The sequence below is a fragment of the Sinorhizobium sp. 22678 genome (assembly GCF_052044265.1).
Lineage (GTDB): Bacteria > Pseudomonadota > Alphaproteobacteria > Rhizobiales > Rhizobiaceae > Sinorhizobium > Sinorhizobium meliloti_A.
On the sequence record NZ_JBQEMS010000023.1, the window covers coordinates 53,373 to 72,886 of the forward strand.

Below are 19,514 nucleotides of genomic sequence, written 5' to 3' on the forward strand. Positions count from 1 at the left end.
CATGCGCATCGAGACAAACGTCACCAAATTGCTCGGCATCGACTTGCCGATCATTCAGGCAGGTATGTCCTGGGCGTCTTCCAACTCGGCATTGCCACTCGCGGTGTCGAATGCCGGGGGCCTTGGTGTTCTTGCTGCCGGCCCCATGTATCCTCATGATCTCGAAGATGCAATCGACGAGATCAGGGCGGGAACTGATCGTCCTTTCGCCGTCAACCTGCCCCTCTACCGCCATGGCGCTGACGCGATCATCGACATGCTCTTGGCAAAACGCATCCCGGTGTTGATTGCTTCCCAGGGCGGGCCGAAGAAGTACATCGATCGGTTCAAGGCCGCCGGAACGATCTGCTTGCATGTCGTCTCGGGTGAGGTTCATGCCCGCAAGGCAGCTGACGCAGGCGTCGATGGGTTGATTGCGGTTGGCGGCGAGGCCGGAGGTCATCCGCCTCCGGAACTGGTTTCTACACTCGTTCTCGGTCGGGCGATCGCCAAGGCCGTGCCCGAGATGCCCCTGATCCTTTCTGGCGGGTTTGCCGATGGCTCCGGGCTCGCTGCCGCTCTCTCGCTCGGGGCGGGTGCTGCGCAATTTGGCTCGCGCTTCATGATGTCGCGCGAGGCACGTCTGCATCCGGCCTATCAGGATATGCTAGTGAAAGCCGGAGTTGCCGACACGATGGTGGTCGGACGCGGTTTCGGGGTCATTCGCGTTATTCGCAATCAGTTCGCAGAAGGGATGGCCAGGGCCGAAACCGAAGGACTTTCCGACGATCAGCGCAAGGCGGTCTTCGTCGCCAGTTCTCTAAAAGCCGCGGCCCTCGACGGGGACGTAAGTGGGGGCAAGGTGGAGGCCGGCCAGAGCACGGGGCTCGTCTCCGAAGTTCTGCCTGCGGCCGAAATCGTCACCCGTATCGCGAAGGAATATGTGCAGGTCGTAAGCAGCCTGCCGAACGCCGTCTATGACGGAAATTCGAAGGAAATAAGCAATGTTGGATAAACCGCTTCTGATTGACGGAACCTGGCGCGCGCCTTCTGGTAGCCGCACAACCGAGGTCAAGAACCCGGCAACCGGACAGGTCATTGCGCGACTGCCTGTCTGCGAACGAACCGATCTCGATGAAGCGCTGGCCGCCGCAGACAAGGGCTTTGAAATCTGGCGAAAGACGACAGCTCTGGAACGCTGCCGCGTCATGCTGCGCGCAGCCTCTTTGGTTCGCGAACGCGCAGAGACAATCGCTCAGCACATGGTGCGTGAACAAGGCAAACCGCTGGCGGAAGCACGGGGCGAGGCCAATGCAGCGCCGGAGCACATCGAATGGCATGCGGAAGAGGCTCGCCGCTCCTACGGTCGGGTGATCCCCTCGCGCATTCCTGGCGCCAGGCAAATCGTGGTCAAGGAGCCGGTCGGCCCCGTTGCCGCCTTCTCTCCCTGGAATTTCCCGATCAATCAGCTGGTTCGCAAGATTTCCGCCGCACTGGCGGCCGGCTGCTCCGTGATCGCGAAGCCACCGGAAGAAACGCCATCCGCCTGCATCGAGCTCGCTAAGGCATTCCAGGACGCTGGCGTGCCAGATGGCGTCGTAAACATCGTCTTCGGCATCCCAGCCGACGTCTCCGAATATCTTATTGCATCGCCGATCATTCAGAAGATCTCCTTTACTGGCTCGGTTCCGGTCGGCAAGGCGTTGGCTGCGGCGGCCGCCTCGCACATGAAACGTTCGACGATGGAGCTCGGCGGACATGCCCCCTACATCGTTGCGGCGGACGCAGATATTGCAGCCGCCGCAAAGCTCGGCGTCATGCTGAAGTATCGTAACGCCGGTCAGGTCTGCGCATCGCCAACCCGCTTTTATATCGAGGATTCCGTCTACGACAGCTTCAAGGATAGCTTCGTCGCCGGAGCCAAGGCGCTCAAGGTCGGTGACGGACTGGCAGAAGACACGCAGATGGGTCCGCTGGCTAACCCGCGGCGTCTCGATGCGATGGAAATGTTCGTCGAGGATGCAGTGGCAACCGGCGCGAAGCTGGAATGTGGTGGCCGACGCATTGGCAATGCCGGCTTCTTCTTCGAGCCGACGGTGTTGTCCGATGTGCCGGAAGGGGCACGCATAATGAACGAGGAACCCTTTGGGCCGCTGGCTGCACTGGTTCGTGTCAGCTCTGTCGATGAGGCGATCAAGCGCAGCAATCGCTTGCCCTTTGGCTTGGCCGCCTTCGCATTTAGCCGCTCGCTGGCGGTGGCTGACCGCTTCGCGTCCGAGCTTGCAGCCGGCATGGTGTCGATCAATCATTTCGGCATTGCCGCGGCGGAGACGCCGTTCGGGGGCATCAAGGATAGCGGCTATGGCAGCGAGGGCGGGGCGGAAAGTCTCGATGCCTATCAAACCGTGAAATTCGTCAGCCACATCGGCGCCTGAGGCCTCTTCAGTGTGCTGAACATCGTTCGGCGCATTCTATCTCTGGGCCGTGGAGGATCAGACAGCGGATGAAGACTTTCGATTACATTGTGGTGGGAGGCGGTTCAGCCGGTTGCGTAGTTACAAACCGGCTTGTCCAGGCGGGCAAAAGCGTCCTTCTGCTGGAGGCAGGTCCGCGGGACAATACGCCCTTCATCCACATCCCCGCCACTTTTGTACGCGTGATCGGTTCCAAGCGTACATGGATGTACGAAACAGAACCCGAACCAGGTGCCAATGGCCGTGTTCTTGTTGTGCCACAGGGCCGAACCCTCGGCGGGGGCTCCTCCGTCAATGCAATGATCTATGTTCGCGGCCAGGCGCAGGACTACGATACCTGGCGTGATCTTGGCTGCGAGGGCTGGGGCTACGAAGACGTTCTGCCGGTCTTCAAGCGCTGCGAGGACAACGAGACACTCGCCGGCGAGTATCACGGGACCGGCGGGCCCTTGAAGGTCTCCGAGCCGCGCCACCGCCACCCGATCAGTTCAGCCTTCGTCCGCGCCGCGCAGGAAGTGGGCCTGCCCTTTTCGCATGACTTCAATGGGGCGTCCCAGGAAGGCATAGGCTTCTACCAGACGACCACGTTTCGTGCCCGTCGCGGATCGACGGCGGCAACCTATCTGAAGGCTGTACGGGGATCACCGCTCCTGACGATCAGTACCGAAAGTGCCGTTCGCAGCATATTGATGGAGAACGGCGCGGCCGCTGGGATTGCTTATCGGACAGCTGACGGTATCGACCACAAGGCGAAAGCAAAAGAAGAGGTCATCCTTTGCGCTGGTGCCCTCGCCACGCCTAAGCTTCTGATGCTTTCCGGCATTGGCCCAGCCGCCCATCTTTCGTCCCACGGCATTCCGGTGCTACGCGATCTGCCTGGCGTCGGAGAGAACTTTCAGGATCACATTACCGCCTCGGTTTATGGCATTACCGACCGGGCGATTTCGCTGAAAGGGCAGGACAGGGGGATACGTGCGGCGGTCAACGGCCTACAATATCTGTTCAACCGCTCGGGGCTGCTCTCGTCGAACGTTGTTGAGACTGGCGGTTTCATCGACACGTCCGGCTGCGGCCGGCCCGACGTACAGTTTCACGTCACACCGGCACTTGTTGGCGATGCGTCGCGCGGCCAGATGGACGGCCACGGCGTCTCTATCAACCCATGTATCCTGCGACCGGAAGCTCGAGGCAAAGTATCGATCAGAAGCGCAAAGGCAGAAGATCCAATCGTTTTCGTCGGGAACAATCTCACCAAACAAGCCGATATCGATACGTTGGTGCGCGGCATCAAGCTAGGCCGCAAGATTCTCGCCGCCCCGGCAATGAAAGCGCTCGGCTTCCGTGAACTGGCGCCCGGGGACGAAGCGCAAACTGACGCTGCGATCGAGTATCACGCGCGCTCCATCGCGAAGACCGTCTATCATCCCTCAGGCACGGCCAAGATGGGTCGGGACGAGATGGCGGTCGTAGATACTCGGCTCAGGGTAATCGGCGTGCCGCGCCTGCGGATAGCAGACGCCTCGATCATGCCGACGCTCGTCAGTGGCAATACCAACGCCCCATCGATCATGATTGCCGAGCGTTGCGCCGACTTTGTGCTCCAGAAGTCGGAGCCCGAGGCTCGTAGATTGAGGTAAGTACCCCACCTAGCACCTGAGCCGGTCGCGCCCGCTCACGCCGCCGGACCTCCCCAGCGAATTCCCGTCGATACATTATGCGATCTTAATAGCCCAGAACGTGAACATCCTCGCAACAAGCCGTCCACGGGGCTCGTGAAGAACTGAAGAACAGCTCTCTTCGGTCCGAGCACGAAGCCGCTGGCGCGGCACTGGCGCCCGTGGTGAGGGTGCAGCAATGATCTGAAGGCCTGCATATTGCGGGTTTGCCTTCCTGGCTGATGATTGGGGTATTCTCAATCTTCAGACAGGAGGTTCCCATGACGGAGGAGAGGACCACCCCGCTGCGCGAGCGGATGATCGACGACGACATGCGCATCCCTGGGCTGGGCGACAATCCCCAGCATGCGCATATTCGGGCTATCAATCAAGGATTTCGCCGGGTTTCTGAAGCGATCACCGGACACCGCCACACCCGACGACCTGCGCGCCTATCAACTGCACATGACCAATGCGGGCGTAACGCCGACGACCTTCAACGCCCGCATCGTGGCGCTGCGGTTCTTTCTCGGCACCGCCTGCGGCCTTGAGGAGATCAAGCGGCATATACATTTCCGGCGGCAGCCGCAGAAGTTGCCCGTTGAGTGTCGAGGAGGTTTCCGACCTGCTGATGGCGGCTCCGGCGCCGGGCCTGAAGTATCGGGCGGCGCTCAGCACCTCCTATGGGGCGGGACTGCGCGCCTCGAAGGTCTGCAACCTCAAGATTAGCGATATCGACAGCGACCGGATGCTGATCCATGTCGAACAGGGCAAGGGGCAAAGGACCGCAAGGTCATGCTGTCGCCCGGGCTGCTGGAACTCTTGCGCGACTACTGGCGCTAAGTGCGGCCGCAGGGTTGGCTTTTCCCCGGCAAGCCGAAGATCAATCCGATCTCGCCGCGGCAGCTCAACTGCGCCTTCACCGCCGCCAAGAACCTGGCCGGGATCGCCAAGCCCGCCACGCTGCACACATTGCGGCACTGCTCGTTGTACGCCCTATGGCTGTCAGCATTCTCATAGTAGTGTTTTGCAAGCGGCGCCTCCCTGCACTAACGCTCAGGCACAGACGATTGGAAGCAGTTCGCGGCTGCATTTCTGCCACCCAGCGGAAACGACCGATCCGGCGCGAGCTTCCTGCCACGTACCAGGAGAGAGCGAAGGTCGCACAGCAACGCGTCAGAACGTCTCCGGCGCTCGAAGCCGGGCGCGCTCAATCGCCTTTACCGGCCGGCGTACTACGTCGAACGTATCCACGAAGCAGACCTGGTTTGCACGTACCGAGCGAAGGGTGGCCGCTAGCGGCCCGCTCGACACGGATGCCTCATCCAGCCGCCAAAAAGGATGCACGAGCACAAATGCTTCATGGCCTCCTCTATGAGGTCTGAACAAAACTGGAAGCCCAAGCGGGCCGTGACGTTCAACCGTCCGGTTGTCCGGGTCCAAACGACGTACCTCTTCGGCCGCTTCCGCCGCGAGCCTTGGCCAGTCCGCCAATTCCGGATATTCAGCCCAACGGCCATCGAGTCCGGCCCGCCAGTCGGGCTCAATAAGAGCGCGAAGGAAGCCCAGACCAAGGCGCCAGTCGAGCAGACCGTGCCAACTGCGGTTATTGTACCGCTGAAGGCAGCGATAGCACGATCTCGCGCAGGCTTGCGGATGATCGTCTTCGAAGAACGGTCGCACCAACCGGTCGCCCCGATCATGGACGAGCGACTCGATCAGACGAGCAATCATGGGCCGTTCCTCCTCAACAGCCGCCAACCGCCGACAGAAGCCGGCGCCGTTCACCAGGTAGTCGGCGACCTGCAACAGGGGCCGCCCGTCCCGCAGCCGCGGCTCAAGCGCCTCGAATTCCTCGGGACCCACATCAAGCTCAAGAGCGGCACGCTGCACGAGCAACTGGGTAGCAGAGATCGCTGCCGCCCGTACGCTGGTCGCATGCGGCTCACGGCTTCCCACCCGGTCGAAGGCCAGTCCAGCTGGAACATGCTCCATGCGGACATAAAGGGAGTCCGTTTTCTTGCGCGACATAAGCCGAATGGTTTCGGGTGCGAGCACAGCGCCGTTAGCGTCCATGGCCCGCTCCCAGCGATTGGTATCTGTGAGCTCGTCGAGCAGTATCGCCTGCCCTCGCAGGCGCGAGATCCACGCTGCCGGATCGTCCTGCACCTTGAGGTTCTTCTGCAACGCCTCGGCGATCACGTAACCTTCCGGCCCGTTCTCACCTACCGGACCGCGATTCCTACGCACGATCCGCGCGCCCGCACCGGTGGCGATGGCCATGTTGGTGGCCGCTATCGCGTTGGTTTCGATGTCCTCGATCTCGCTGGAGGTCTCGCGACGAACCGTCTGGCCGCCGTACTCGTCTTGATCAACCGGCGTTGGTTGGAACGATGTCCGGAACGCCGCTGGTAAGTGATACAGCTCGAACGCTTCGGCCGGCACTTCGACACGGCAGTCACCGCAAGGCCTAGCTTCGAATACTTCGAAGTCTGAAGTGTTGGTGGCGCTGCACCTCGGGCAAGTTGCGATCCAGGCGGTCTCGGTCCACCAAGCGGGTGATCCGCCGGAGATGACCGTAGCCCGGCCATGATTGCTGACTTGAATCAACCCTAACGCGGGCGTGAATCCGATCGATGTGTGCTTTCGCTTGTCGCGGACAAGTGCCCCTCCTGGCGCAAATTCATAGATCGCCAGGTCCATTTCACGATCGATGGTGTCCCAGTCAGGTTCGCCGAGTTCATTCGGCTCTATACCGACGTAAAAGTCCCGCACGCGGGTTGGCATGCCATACATGGGCAGCAAACCCTGCTCTGCCAAAAAACTTGAGAGATTACTGTCGGACGTGCGACCTATCTCAGCGCGCGCTGCGATCTCCGCAATCAGCCGCTCGACGGTCGCGGAATCGAGAAGCGCCTCTCGGCGACCCGGCAACCCTAAGCCAAGGGCGCCGGCAAAAGTACGGCGAACGTTGTCTGTGCCGTGCAGAGCGCGCTCGAGTTGTTCCGCCCAATCTGCTTGCTCATCATAGAATACATGGCAGGGCAGGAATTCTCCGTGGACTTCCGGCTTGGCGTCATCTCCTGGCCAGTTACCTCCATAGGCGTCTCGCATTCTTGCAAAGGCGGCTGTCAGCCACACCTTTCTCAGCAGTCGTAAGGGGATCGCCAGGTGCTCGGTGGTCAGGAAAGGCGGCGGAGGGGCATCGCCCGTGATCGCCTCCGGGTGCGCGAAGTAGTGAAGATCGTGACTGCGGCTCCGACAAAGCGTCGCGGCGATCGAAAATGCTTGCCCGCGTCGGCCGGCTCGTCCGACGCGCTGCTGATAGTTGAACCGCTGCGGCGGCATATTGGCTTGGTAGACGGCTTGCAGCGCACCTATGTCGATTCCTACCTCCATCGTAGTGGTCACCGACAGCAAGTCAATCTCTTTCGCTTTTCGATCGCGCGCAGCTTCGTAGTTGCCCCCACCATCGACGAAGATCCCCCGGAAGCGGCGAAGGCGCTCCGCCGGCGAACGTGTTTGACCTGTGAGTTCTTCGCACCGAAGCCGGAACGCGCGAAGACCTTCCGACGAGCTGCGCTCGATTCTGTTGGCCAGCACGTTTCGGGCTCGTAGGGTCGACACCGGCCCGGTGGCCTGTGCTGGTAGAGATTCCTGACAACGGGTACACACTCCCGTGCCCCGATGAAGATGGGCTCGCGAACAGTTCGAGCACTCGAAGAAGGGGTGATCCGGTCCGACCAGCCGGATCCTTAGCAGCTCCGGCTCGATGAACCCGTTGTGATGACCGAGCGAGGTCAGACGCGACAGCACGTCGTCGAGCTCTACACGCGGATTCCCGGCTGAGCTCGCCGCCGCAAAATCCTGAACCCGCCGCGCTCCGACTGCGTGCCCGTCCGGCCACTCCTTTCGCCTATCGTTTCGTTCCACCCACTTGTTGCCCAAAACCCGGTACGCATCAGCGAAGACGCGCAAATAGGCATCCATTCGGTTGGCACTGTCTTCCTGGCGTGCGAACAGGGTCGGATAGCCGAGACCGGTCTCCTCAAGGGCGAAGTACGTTTTAGAGAACAGTACCTCGTCCACTAAGGGCCGCTGATCACGCGACACGCTCAACCTCGCCTCGGCAATAGCAAGCTGGTCACCCTCGGAGATCCAATCGACGCGTCCTTCGGTGTCGCGAAACAGCTCTTGCCATTCGAATTGCGGCGTCTGCTGGCCAGCCGGCACTACCGCGGGAATTTTGGAGATACCGACGTCGTCTGTCGGATGCATACCGATTCCGACCATTCGGGAGAGTAAAGGGCTCGCTTGAATGCGGGGGGTAGCACCCGCCAAAGGAGGCGTCTCGACTACAGAAGAAAGTGGAATCCGGTCCTGGTCGCCTCGTCGTTGGATCTCGGCCACTCGAGCAGTCAACCGCGCGAGTTCCGTCTCGTCGTTTCTCAGTAGAGCTGCGATCCGCTGGGCGTTCAGTTCGTCGATGGACTCCAGTGGCTCGGCCGCAATCTCGCGCAGAGCTTCGAGCAACATCTGTCGCCGGCTGTCCTGATGGTGTCGCCTTTCGATGTCTAAGGCCGCACGGGAGGCATCTTGACGGCTGTCGGAGAAGACCACAGCCTTGGCGGCGTCCCCTCCCGCGTGCAGCAGTTCGAAGACCTCAGTGGCGACGAGCTGGGAGCTCTTCGCGAAGCCGGTGCGAAAGTTCCGGATCGGCGACTGCCGGAACCTTGAGCTGCGTCCGAAATAGTCCGCGCCGCAGGCGGGGCAGCAGCTGGGTCCGGCGCTACCGGGGCGTCGTAGCTCTCGGCTGCCTGACCGTCGTGGCAGAACGAAGAGCTTGCCCGATACCCGATCAGCACCGACCTGCCCAGCCGCGCTCACTAACCCGTTCCGGGTGTCGAGGACAGCGTCGACCCAGGCCTCTGCCGCGTTGTCGCCTTGCTTGGCCAAGCGGCGGGACGGCCAGAAAATGGCGAACTCTTCGTAGGATAGATCCTCGTAGTTCCCTTCCCCACCGCTTTCTGGAAGCAGCTCAAGGTCTGGAGACGCCGGCAATAACTCGACCTGTAGGCCTGCATTGTTAGGGTTCTCGCCTCGCCGGCCACCAACGAATTCCTCGCCACAGGACTCACAATAGACCAGTTCGAACACACGGCGCAGATTGCCGCCACTCCCAGCGTAAGTTGTACCTCGTTCAACTGTAACACCTACGAACTCCACGCCGCCTTCGGTCGCCGTAGGCGTCGCGAACAGACCCTCGATGCTGCGGATGAAGACATGATTGCGGAAGCTCGTTGTCCCGTCGCGGAGGGTCAGCCCATAGAGTTCCCGTAGTCTCTCCCCAAGCCCACGCAGCAAAGTGAGACCCCGCAGCGCTTTGCTCGACTCTCGCGCCGACCCGCCAAAGATCCTTGTCGCCAGTGCATCGGCGGCTGTCGCGCGTGTCTGCGCTCCGGCACCTACGCGGCAAGCAACCGCCAAGAGCGCGGCCGCTGCCTCTACGGTCCGCTTTACGGCTTCCGACCTGCCCTCGTCACCGCCCGACGGCGCCAGAAGACGGCCGCAAGCGAGCACGGCACTGTCGAGGGAGTCCGAACGCTCCACTCGGCCGACATAGTTTCCGTTCGGAGAGAGCACATCCACGAGAGCTTCGAAGGGCGCTCTGTCGAGCGGTGTAACGACCTCAACTTCGTCAATCTCCGGCTCTCCAGGCACGATGCTCTCGGCCCACCCCTCTTTGCCCTCGGCCCCAGGTGCTCCGGCTTCTGGATGTGTGCCCATCGGCCCGAAGAAGTCGTATAGATATTTCAAACTTCGCCCGCGCTCGACGCCGTCCAGCGGCAGCGAGGCGCTCGACGCAAGGATGCGAAGTTTGTGTCGCATCTCAGGACGATCGAGCCCCAAACGGTGGACGAGTGCTCGAATCAGGCCGGCGACTTCAGTGCCAGCAGACCCACGAACCAGGTGGAGTTCGTCGAGGACCAAAAAGAAATAGGCCCTTTCGTCCTGCTCAAGCCAAGCTCTGGTCTGGTCGAAGATCGGTTGCTCAATCTCGCGTGAGAGCATGGCCCCGAGCATTGAGACGTTGGTCACCAGGAGATCCGGCGGCGTTGCCTGAATGTCCCAGCGGGCGATCAGCTCAGCGCCATCGACCGACGGGAACAAGTAGCGCGTTGGGTCCTCCGTTGGGTGTCTTGCGTCGTGCGCGCGTGCAAGGGCCTGGTCCTCCGCGAAGATTGACAATGCGTCAGACACTCGTTTCACCCTTCGCGCGGCAGCTTCCTGCTCACGTCTCACGTGACTGCGTCTTGGATGATGCAGGTACCCGGCCACGGGCGTGGCGCTGGTATAGCGGGCGAAAAAGAAACGATTGCCCGCGAAGCGGCGATCCATAACCTCATGAGCCTCCGGGGAATCGAAGGCACGCCGAAGTCTCGTGAGCTGGTCCTCGACCAAGGCATTCATCGGGTAGAGGACTAACGCGCGCAGCGCCTTAGGGCGCTCAGCATGCTCATGCTCTCGGTGCAGTTGGAACCGGGTTGGCGTGCTCCTCCACCATTCGTGTTGCAGGTAACCGGGTTGCGGCGCTGGCCAATTCACTGCTTCTTCGGTCAAGGCGGCCAAGATTGGGAGCATGAAGGATTCGGTCTTGCCCGAGCCCGTGCCGGACGTGACAATTCCGGGACGTCCAGGACGGACGCCACGCGCGAGCATCTCGATCTGGTGCCCGTAAGGTTTGAACAGATGAGTCCGAAGGACTTCACCGTCGCCTGGCCTGCCTGGAAAGAGGCCCGATACCGCGAGTTCGGCAAAGGCGCGGCGTCCTTCTCGCGAAAAATGCGACATCGGATTTCCCGACTCCATGTCGATGAAATCCGACAGAGCGTGGGTCGCAGCCTTGTACCGGGGCACCGGTTCAAGGAAGGGGGAGGTCGCCAACGTACCATTTGTGCGCAACAGCGCTCGCCGCTCCTCCGCCAATGCGGGCCGACGCACTCGGAATGCCGTATCCAGATACGAAATGTAGAGCTCGCGTATCCGCTCGAAGCCACCCACAGGGTCCAGCATCCCTAAACCTCCTCAATGCCTTCTTTTTAGTTGCCCGGCCAACCACTTTGCCCCAGCAACCAACGCCGGAGCCTCCTCGAGACGCGCCAATCTGCGTGCCATACTAGAGGCGCCGTCGGCGCCAAAGACCCAAGCGGCGCGGTAGGCTGCCGCCGCCACCTCCAGAGACATTGGCGAAACGCCCGATTCGATGCTTGAAAGGAAGTTCACGATCTCGGTGGCGGCTGGAATGGGCGCTTGCAAGGGGTCGAGGCAGGCCTGTGGCTGCCTCACACCGGACGCACGTGCTAGGACACGCGGGCTGGTCCCCTGGCTGACTTGGGGATTGAGAGCAGTTAGCGACGTCTCGCGACCGCACCAGACCCGCTCGGGATCGACAAAACCCTCCCCCATTGTGGCGAAGACCAATAGATTGCTCGGTCGACGAACGTCGTCGAGAACCTCGAAGAAACTAGGCAGCCACAGTGCGGTCGGTGTTCTGTGGAGACCATCTAACAAAACGATATGATAGCGCGTCGGCATCAGTCGCGCGGCCGCCCAGACCCGCGCAAAGGCGGTGACCTGAACCGATCCCGGTTGGCGCCACAAATCGTCAACGGATATGACTGACGGATCCAGCGAATTGCGAGCAAATCCGCCGCCGGCCAAAGCATCCGCATAGCAGGCGACGAACCTAGCGCCACTCTCTTCGGGAAGCAGCACCAAGCGACCCGCGCGAGCCGCCGCGTCTGCAAAACGAAGATCGTCGATAGCATAGCCCCAGCGCAGAGCCATGGTAGCAAGGGTTTGCTCAAACTCATTCCAGGATTTGAGCTCTGCCGCTATGAAGCGCGGCGTCGCCCAAGGCGGTCCTCGGCTGGCGGCGACCTCGAATGCCCCGCCGCGCTCGCCCAACCGCGACACGAGGCGCGCGACCGCGGTGTCCAAAGCCTCGGTTGCGTCCGGCGGAGCTTCGTTCAATTCGGACAACATGAGACCCAGTTCCTCGGTGAAAGCGGATCGGGCGCCCTCCAGTGCTACACGTTTGGCCTCGACTTCCGCCTTTGCCTCGTCGGCGGCGCTTTGCAACAGCGCTGCCTCTTGCGCCAACCGGTCACGCTCAGCATTGAGATCGGCTAGACTTTCCTCCAGTTCGCAGAGAACACGCGCTTCCACTTCCTCCCGAATCTCAGCTTCAAGGCTTGCTCGGCGAGCACCAATTTCAGCCTCGAGTCGCTCTCGAACTGAGTCGAGATCAGCCAACGCTGTAACGATCTCGTCCACCTTCTTGAGATTGTTGTTAAGAGCTGGTGCGAAGTCCCGAAGTCGGGTTGCCATCGGATCGAGATCGGCCCCACCTGCGGGCATGAGCTCGCCTCGATCGAGCTGCATGACCACCTGTGTAATCTGGGCCCTTGTGAGTGCACCCGCACCGTTGATCTTTCTCAAGCGCTTGAGGACCGTGTCCAGGAAGTCTGCATCCCGGCACCAGTTGACAACATCCAAGGCGACGCCGATCGAGTGTCCAGGAACTGCAATCCACCGATCATCGATACGTTCTCCCTCAAAGAGGCGCTCGTCGAACCCGTGGGTCTCAAGGCGTTCCAATTCTTCGATATTAGCTACCCACCGATCTGAAACAGGGTGACGGACCATTTTCACAATCACGCAGGTGTCATGTCCAAGCGCCGCCACAACTGTCGCCGAACCAGGTAATATCCTCGGGATCCCGTGTTCCACGAGCCGGCGTCGTACTATCTCCAACGGAAATTGGCGGAAATCGAGTACTTCGAAGAGCTTGCGCGGCTCCACGACAACGAGCTGATCCTTGTCTTGTGGGCCTCTTGGGTTTGGTTCCACGTGGAAGGCGAATAACTCGTTAGCGGCGAACCCCGGAAGTCTTGGAGCAAAGACCCGCCCCTCGTTCGGTAAGGCCTGGGTCCAGTCGCTGTAAGTGCGCCACCCGCCGTCTTCTGCGAGAGCGAGCGGCTCGATGCGTGTATGAGGCAGTGGCTGGTAAAGGGGACGACCGAGATATAACAGCTGGCTCAAAATCAAGACTCACGAATGCATTGACTCATACCACTTGAAGCGCCGGCCCGACCGCCTCGCCTCAATGATCCGGTCGAGGAGGTCGTGTCGAGACGCCCCGCGGTCGACGCGCACGGCATAACCGAGCGTGCGCCCGACCCATGCAGAGGTCTCATCGTCGGCTGGGTAGGCGTAACTCCACGTACCGTCTGCCAAGGGGAGAGGCCCCGACGTAGAAGACGCACGAATTACCAGCGCACGGGCAATTTCCAAGGGAAGATACCCGCTCCTGGCGGCTCGACGAAACTTCCCGTCGGACCACTCGAACAAGGGGACGCGGAGACGCCGGTGAGCCTCCAAGATGGCGACGGTTCTTGTGCTCGCAACGAAGTCGTCGCCCTCTCCAGTCACCCGATAGACATCCCTGTCATCGCCCCGCTCTCGGACCAGCCGTTCAAGGCTTACGGGCTGTACGGATCGATGGCGCTCTGGCGGCACAAAAATACCAGTCTCGAAGGACCAGAGCCCTGCCACCAAACGTCCAGCCCCAGATCGCGGCTCTACCGGCCAGCACTGGGGGGCAGGTGGCAGAAGAGGTCTCAAAGCACTGCGGAGAGGCCAGTTGGTTTCCTTAGCAAGCTCTTGCGCATCGACATTTCGTACGAGCGGAAGCGAGACGCACCAGCTGGATACACCGGGCAAATACTCGACCTCCCCGCCTAGCGAGACGGCCGTGTCCTCCAGGCGCCTTCTGGCCAATACGCCCAAAGCACCCGCAGCCACAACGCCTGCTGAACCCAAATCTCTCAGGCACGGCGGCCGCAATCGCCAAAACCGCGCGCGCCACGATCTCAGAACAACCGCTTCCAACCAGCCGGCTTCGGCAAGCCCCCGCAGGAAATCCCAGACAAAATAGTCGTGCGGCATCGCAGGTTGCAGAACGCTTATCAAATCCGCTTCGGACCACCCCCCCGACGGCCCCGCATAGATCGCCTCAAGAATATCGTCTAGGGGAGGCCGAAAAGCGTCGTCTCTCGTTTTCGGGACAAGAGCTGTTTCGGCGGAAGAGTCTTCAACGATAAGGTCACGCTCGAGCTCTAGACGACTGGGAAGTTCGGGAAACTCCCAGCGCTCAGGGGCGACGGGTTCGAAGCAGATCACCTTCTCCGTCTCGGAATCGAGCTCCTGCGCTTTGACACGCCAGCGTCCCGAGACGGGCATCTTCGTGAAGAGGTCCCAACATGGCCGCTGCCCCTCGATCTCGAGGTTCCCTGCCGCGCCCTGGCTGGGCTCAATAATCAAGGTACTCATCGAGGAAGCCATGACGCGCGGAAGGAAGCCCGGGCGGCCGAGCCAGGTAGACCGCCCCGTCTTTACACCGCCATCGAAAGTGAGATCGACGAGATGCACACGACCCGCGGGCTCCATTCCCAATCGGCTGCACAAGCCGGTCAGGGCCATCGCATCCATTCGAGCCGAACGCCTCCAGTGTCCTTCGAGCTCACGCCACTCGGTGTTTAGCGGCCAGCGGTCGGCGATACTTCCGTCACGAGCGACTACGACGACGCTCGCACCTTCGGGCGGGCTCTCCTCGTCGAGCCGCCACACGATGCCGGGCATTTCGGTGAATACCAGCACTCCGTGCTGCAGTGCTGCGAACAGGGGTTTGGGCAGCACTTCCGTCGAAAGCGTCTCCAGCTCGTGTAGCGCTCCTTCCCAAACAGGCCCGTCGACCCGCCCATCGTCACAGTAAAGAGCCAACCGCGCTATGTCTTGCTCATAGCCATTGAACCGGACTTCAAGCCGCCAGCATTCGCGCCCTTCGCCTCGCTCCCCGGCCAAGCGTGCATCAATACTTTGGGCTAGCCGCCAAAATCTATGCCCGAGCAGCATTCGCCTTCGCGCCCGCAGCGCGGTTTGGAAGTCACTCAAGGCAAGTGATACAGCGTCTGGCAGCTCATGGGCGTAGCGACCGCGCGTCAGCTCCTGTACCAGACGTTCCGGTGAGCGCCGCGTGGCAGGCGAGAGCCTCCTCATGATCTGCGTGAGGGCACTTCGGTCCCGCCAAGACGGAAATGCAATTCTCACCGCATACCCGATCAGGTTGGCATTGCCATAGTTGGGGAGCAGCACCTTACGATAGGGCTCCCCTGCGGCTCGCTTCCGATCGCACCACCCGACCAGCTCTTCCCACAATGCATTTACTCCGGAAACGGAGTTGAACTGCCCCTCCGCGTTGAGGAGCTGACCGAGGCGGATACGGAAATTGTGGCTAGCTCCGACCCCGGTATCCGTGGCGGACACAAGTGCGGTCAGCACCAGGTACCGAAAATAGCCAGGCAGTGGGGCGTCTCGCATAGACGGGATCAATGACCCTGACAACCAGCTTCGAACCGCGCCTCGACTGAAATGGGTGAGGAATGCACGCTGAGCCAAGTCTTCATTCAGATTTTCAAATCCTGTGGCAGTGGCAATTTCGGCAGGCGTGGCGTCAACAAACGTCAGTGGCGTACTACCCGAGGGTCCATCGGACCGCAGGTAATGCTCGACAAGAATTTTCTCCCATTCAACGGGAGATAACCGCAGCGTTGCAGGCGCATCCGGCAGCGACGACACCCTTAAAAGTCCCCCTCCTCGTCGATCAACTCTTCACGCAACCGGCCCCCCAACTGCACATGCAGGTGCACTGCACGAGTGTGTGCTTCAGGTAAGACGTTTCCGGCAAAAGAATCGGCCCCGCTGCTAGCATGCAGGTAGAAATAGAGCCGTCAATCGATTTCTACTTTTCATGCTCGCCGCGTTTAGCGTAAATGATGGAACATATATCGCTCACGATCTCTTCGGGAGCTTGGTGTGCCCAAAACCGCACAGCCTCCCATCCGAGAGAACGTAAATGGTCATCCGTGCTTCGATCCCGTTCCACGTTTCGCCTCAACTTTTCTGCCCAGAAGGCGACATTGGTCTTTGGGTCGGATCGGTGGATAGGACATGAGTGCCAAAAGCACCCATCCAAGAACACCGCAATCCGCAACTGAGGAAAAGCGATGTCGCTGGAACGACGTAACATGCCCGGAATCGGATAGTGAATGCGATAACGGAGGCCCAAGGAATAGAGCCCCTTTCGCACTGCGACTTCAAGAGAGTTGTTTTTGGAACGCGTCTTTCGCATTCGTCTGCTTATTGCCGGGTTCATCGCCAACACGTAACCCTCGTCGATCTCTGCTTGTAGCCGGTAGGAGGCAATATGCGCTTTTTCAAGTCGTCGCAATTTAGACTTTGAACTAAATCGCTGAACCCGCTCGCTTATAGGGACGAATATCCTCTATTAAAGATTGCAGGTTACAACGCTCACCAACGCGGATATTCGGAGACCCTCATTTCATGTCCAACCTGATGCTAAAGCTCTCTGACCCCAACGAGGTGGCAGCGGTGGTCGATGAGGTACGCCGAGAGGCGCGCTACGTAGTCACGGATTTTTCGGTTGAGCTGGTCGTATCCAAGTTTAAGGACGAGGCGGAAGCGGAAGGCGACATTTATGTGCCAGAATATCAGAGAAGCCTGGCATGGAATGAGGAGCAGAGCTCGTATTTCTTGGAAAGCCTGATATTGCGGGTGCCGGTGCCGCCGGTCTTTCTTTATGATGTTGAGGGTCGTTTAGAGATCGTAGACGGCTCCCAACGCATCAGAACATTGGTGCGGTTCGCACGCGATGGGTTTGCTCTCACAGGGCTGGAGAAGCTCGACATACTAAACGGCTATTGTTTCTCTGACCTGCCACCCTCAGTACAACGTAGGCTCAATAACACTCCCATCCGATCTTTCGTTCTAGATCAGGGTACGGACGAGAGTACCCGCGTGGAGCTTTTCCGGCGACTCAATACGTCAGGCAAACGCCTTGAGGATGCAGAAATCAGGAAAGGCGTGTACCGCGGACCCTTCCTCGACCTTGTGATCGAATGCGCGAGCTCCGAACTTTTTAAGTCTTTAACGCCGCAAATGGCAAAAGGGGTGGATGCCCGGAGCGAACGCCAAGAACTTGTCACACGCTTCTTCATCTACTCTGATCGATACACAGCCTTCAGGCATGACGTCCGGAAATTTCTGGACGCGAACATGGATGACTTGAACAAGTCAGCCACCGATAATCGTCTGAGGCAGATGCGCCAAGAATTCATTGCAACTATGGAATTCATTCGGAAGCATTATTCGCAGGCTTTCTATCGCCCAGAGGGAGGTCGGCGCGTTCCACGGGTCCGGTTTGAAGCGATCGCAGTGGGCACGGCATTAGCCCTCAGGATAGATCCTAAGTTGAAGCCGCCCACGAATGTTTGGCTGAAGACAAAGCATTTTGAGGAGCTGGTGCGTACCGACGCGAGTAACAGTGCCCCAAAATTGCGAGGCCGTATTGAATACGTCCGCGATAGCCTCATCACAGACGCCGATGACAGTTGAGCAACTCTTCCGAACCCGCGCTCGTGAAGTTTTGGACTATTTGAAGTCGCTCCAATCACTTGAGCGGATGCATCACACACCCGGCCGCGGCTTCTATCGCGCCACATCTGCGATCACAGCATCTCGCGCGTCTGCGTTCATAATGATTTACAACTGTGTCGAATACGGTTCTCGTGAAGCACTTGTCGCCGTACGGCAGGAGATCCTCCATAAAGGAGAGGAGTACGGGCGGCTCAAGCTTTATTGGCGTGAAGAGATAGCGCGAGCTCATTTTCGCGATCGTCTTGCCCAAGGTTCAAGTCACGAACGGCTACTCAAGGACTTTGCAGGTTTCGTGCCGGGAAAAGTAGATTGGAAATCCGATTTTCACAAACTTCCCTTTCCAGGAAACGTCGACAATGATGAGTGGATGAGATTTATTCGGCGGATTGATATGTCTTGGACCCCACCGAGGTCCTCACTGGGAGGCTCGGATCTTGTGCTTGTTCGCCAGATGCGAAACGTCCTCGCGCACGGGGCCGACACATTCGAAAATGTAGGCTCGCAGTTCAGCACAGAAGACATGATCGATAAATTCCGGCGCATCAGAGCCTTCATGGTGTCTCTCATCAAGGCTCTAGAGAAGTATCGCCAGTCCCGAGCCTACAATGGATAATCGGGCACCAGCGCCTCAAGCTCACAATAGGTCGCAAGGGCCCGGGTAAACTCCTGATTTTTGCTCAGTCCGCTCCGAAGATAACGCCGAAGAAATCCCTGAGCCGCACGAAGGGAGAGAGGTGACGGTCTCTGGAGTCCGAAGTTTGCCACTGACACGGTAACCGGGTCGGATGGCCCCTCCCACGTGTCGGGTATGTATCTTGTTGACTGATCGGGACCTCCCCAGGCAGCGTTGTGCGTGATCGACTTCTCCGTGCCGTGTTCCTCGTAAGAGATTGTAGAGTACTGACTCTCCTTCAAACGCCGACCGAGCCAGGCCGCAACGGGCACGCTGACGGCATTTCCAACCAAGCGCCAACGGTTTCTGTCACTGTTCTTTTTATCCCGAGCAGCTTCGGTCCAACCGGACTCGAATCCCTGAAGTCGCTCCGCGTCCTCAATCCCTGGCGTATTGAAAGCACCCGTTTGCACCGTCCATATTGCTGGCGGAGATGGTATGCTGAGACCTGATCCTCCCTTTAGCGGCGGAACCGCATTGGGGGTCCAACCGACACCACGATTACCCTCTGTCCAATAGAAGCCGACATCAGCAGGAGCATCATGACCACTCGGGGCACAACCGCCGATTCCATCGAAAAGAACTCCTGCCGGATCCCCTTCGCGCATACCGCAGATGAAAATACGACGCCGGCGATGCGGAAGACCAAACCTCTGCGTGTCGAGCACTCGGTAGGCCCACCGATAGCCCCGTTTCTCCAATTCGCCCGTCACGTACCGAATAGCCCAACCTTTTTGGAGATTGAGCGAGAAGGCGACGTTTTCCAACAAGATCGTGTTGGGCTTATGAGCAGATGCGTCAAGCAATCGGAAAACATCGACAATTAGGCCGGACTGGCTTCCTTCCAGTCCAGCAAGTCGACCCGCCTGACTTAGATCTTGGCACGGCCAACCTCCAACGAGCACGTCCGTACGTGGAAGTTGGATCATCTTTGTCACGTCATCAAAGAGTTCTACGTGAGAGAAACGGTCGCGGATCACGGCTTGCGCTACCGGGTCTTTTTCACACATGAAGGCCGTGGTCAGCCCAGCCTGAGCAAAGCCGACTTCGAAGCCACCGATTCCGGAAAATAAGCTTGTCACTGTATGATTCGTCATTGGGCCGGACCATAGCAGAAAACAAAATAAACTCGAGAGGCAGCGCCAATATTCCTTC

Annotated in this window: 11 protein-coding genes and 1 pseudogene; 7 read left to right on the plus strand and 5 right to left on the minus strand. The window is 59.7% G+C overall.

Annotated features, from left to right (window positions below; all coding sequences use genetic code 11):
* Position 1: 1 nt before the first annotated feature.
* From ACTJKL_RS25790 to ACTJKL_RS25810, 5 genes are all read left to right on the plus strand, one after another.
* A complete protein-coding gene (locus ACTJKL_RS25790) occupies positions 2 to 994 on the plus strand; it encodes an NAD(P)H-dependent flavin oxidoreductase (RefSeq protein WP_440854136.1) in 993 nt (330 codons plus the stop codon).
* Positions 984 to 2,414 (plus strand): NAD-dependent succinate-semialdehyde dehydrogenase, encoded by a 1,431-nt coding sequence (locus tag ACTJKL_RS25795; RefSeq protein WP_440854137.1) that lies wholly within the window; start codon positions 984 to 986, stop codon positions 2,412 to 2,414. Before ACTJKL_RS25790 ends, ACTJKL_RS25795 begins: the two co-directional genes overlap by 11 nt.
* A 68-nt stretch (positions 2,415 to 2,482) precedes the next feature.
* Positions 2,483 to 4,090, plus strand: coding sequence for a GMC family oxidoreductase (locus ACTJKL_RS25800; protein ID WP_440854138.1), 1,608 nt, complete (start codon positions 2,483 to 2,485; stop codon positions 4,088 to 4,090).
* Between the two features lie 384 nt (positions 4,091 to 4,474).
* Positions 4,475 to 4,837: a site-specific integrase gene (locus ACTJKL_RS25805; RefSeq protein ID WP_440854161.1), complete on the plus strand. Its 363-nt coding sequence runs from the start codon at positions 4,475 to 4,477 to the stop codon at positions 4,835 to 4,837.
* Positions 4,740 to 5,486, plus strand: a complete 747-nt coding sequence (locus ACTJKL_RS25810; RefSeq protein WP_440854156.1) for a tyrosine-type recombinase/integrase — start codon at positions 4,740 to 4,742, stop codon at positions 5,484 to 5,486. Before ACTJKL_RS25805 ends, ACTJKL_RS25810 begins: the two co-directional genes overlap by 98 nt.
* Positions 5,487 to 7,411: 1,925 nt before the next feature.
* On the opposite strand, the pseudogene ACTJKL_RS25815 reads toward ACTJKL_RS25810, so the two are convergent.
* The 4 genes and pseudogenes from ACTJKL_RS25815 to ACTJKL_RS25830 form a co-directional block, all read right to left on the minus strand.
* Positions 7,412 to 11,182, minus strand: a pseudogene (locus tag ACTJKL_RS25815) (DEAD/DEAH box helicase); the annotation flags it as partial.
* A 12-nt stretch (positions 11,183 to 11,194) separates the two neighbouring features.
* Positions 11,195 to 12,973 (minus strand): hypothetical protein, encoded by a 1,779-nt coding sequence (locus ACTJKL_RS25820; RefSeq protein WP_440854139.1) that lies wholly within the window; start codon positions 12,971 to 12,973, stop codon positions 11,195 to 11,197.
* A 249-nt stretch (positions 12,974 to 13,222) separates the two neighbouring features.
* Positions 13,223 to 15,808, minus strand: a complete 2,586-nt coding sequence (locus tag ACTJKL_RS25825) for a hypothetical protein (RefSeq protein WP_440854140.1) — start codon at positions 15,806 to 15,808, stop codon at positions 13,223 to 13,225.
* A gap of 163 nt (positions 15,809 to 15,971) precedes the next feature.
* A complete protein-coding gene (locus ACTJKL_RS25830) occupies positions 15,972 to 16,385 on the minus strand; it encodes a very short patch repair endonuclease (RefSeq protein ID WP_440854157.1) in 414 nt (137 codons plus the stop codon).
* A 188-nt stretch (positions 16,386 to 16,573) separates the two neighbouring features.
* Here ACTJKL_RS25830 and ACTJKL_RS25835 point away from each other — a divergent pair, with 188 nt between their 5' ends.
* Positions 16,574 to 17,644 (plus strand): GmrSD restriction endonuclease domain-containing protein, encoded by a 1,071-nt coding sequence (locus ACTJKL_RS25835; RefSeq protein ID WP_440854141.1) that lies wholly within the window; start codon positions 16,574 to 16,576, stop codon positions 17,642 to 17,644.
* On the plus strand, positions 17,634 to 18,299 hold the full coding sequence (locus ACTJKL_RS25840; RefSeq protein WP_017269043.1) for an MAE_28990/MAE_18760 family HEPN-like nuclease: 666 nt from the start codon (positions 17,634 to 17,636) through the stop codon (positions 18,297 to 18,299). The genes ACTJKL_RS25835 and ACTJKL_RS25840 overlap by 11 nt, the downstream gene beginning before the upstream one ends.
* On the opposite strand, the gene ACTJKL_RS25845 is transcribed toward ACTJKL_RS25840, so the two are convergent.
* Complete coding sequence (locus ACTJKL_RS25845) at positions 18,287 to 19,456, minus strand: DNA cytosine methyltransferase (RefSeq protein WP_440854158.1); 1,170 nt, start codon at positions 19,454 to 19,456, stop codon at positions 18,287 to 18,289. The genes ACTJKL_RS25840 and ACTJKL_RS25845 overlap by 13 nt on opposite strands.
* Positions 19,457 to 19,514: the final 58 nt, after the last annotated feature.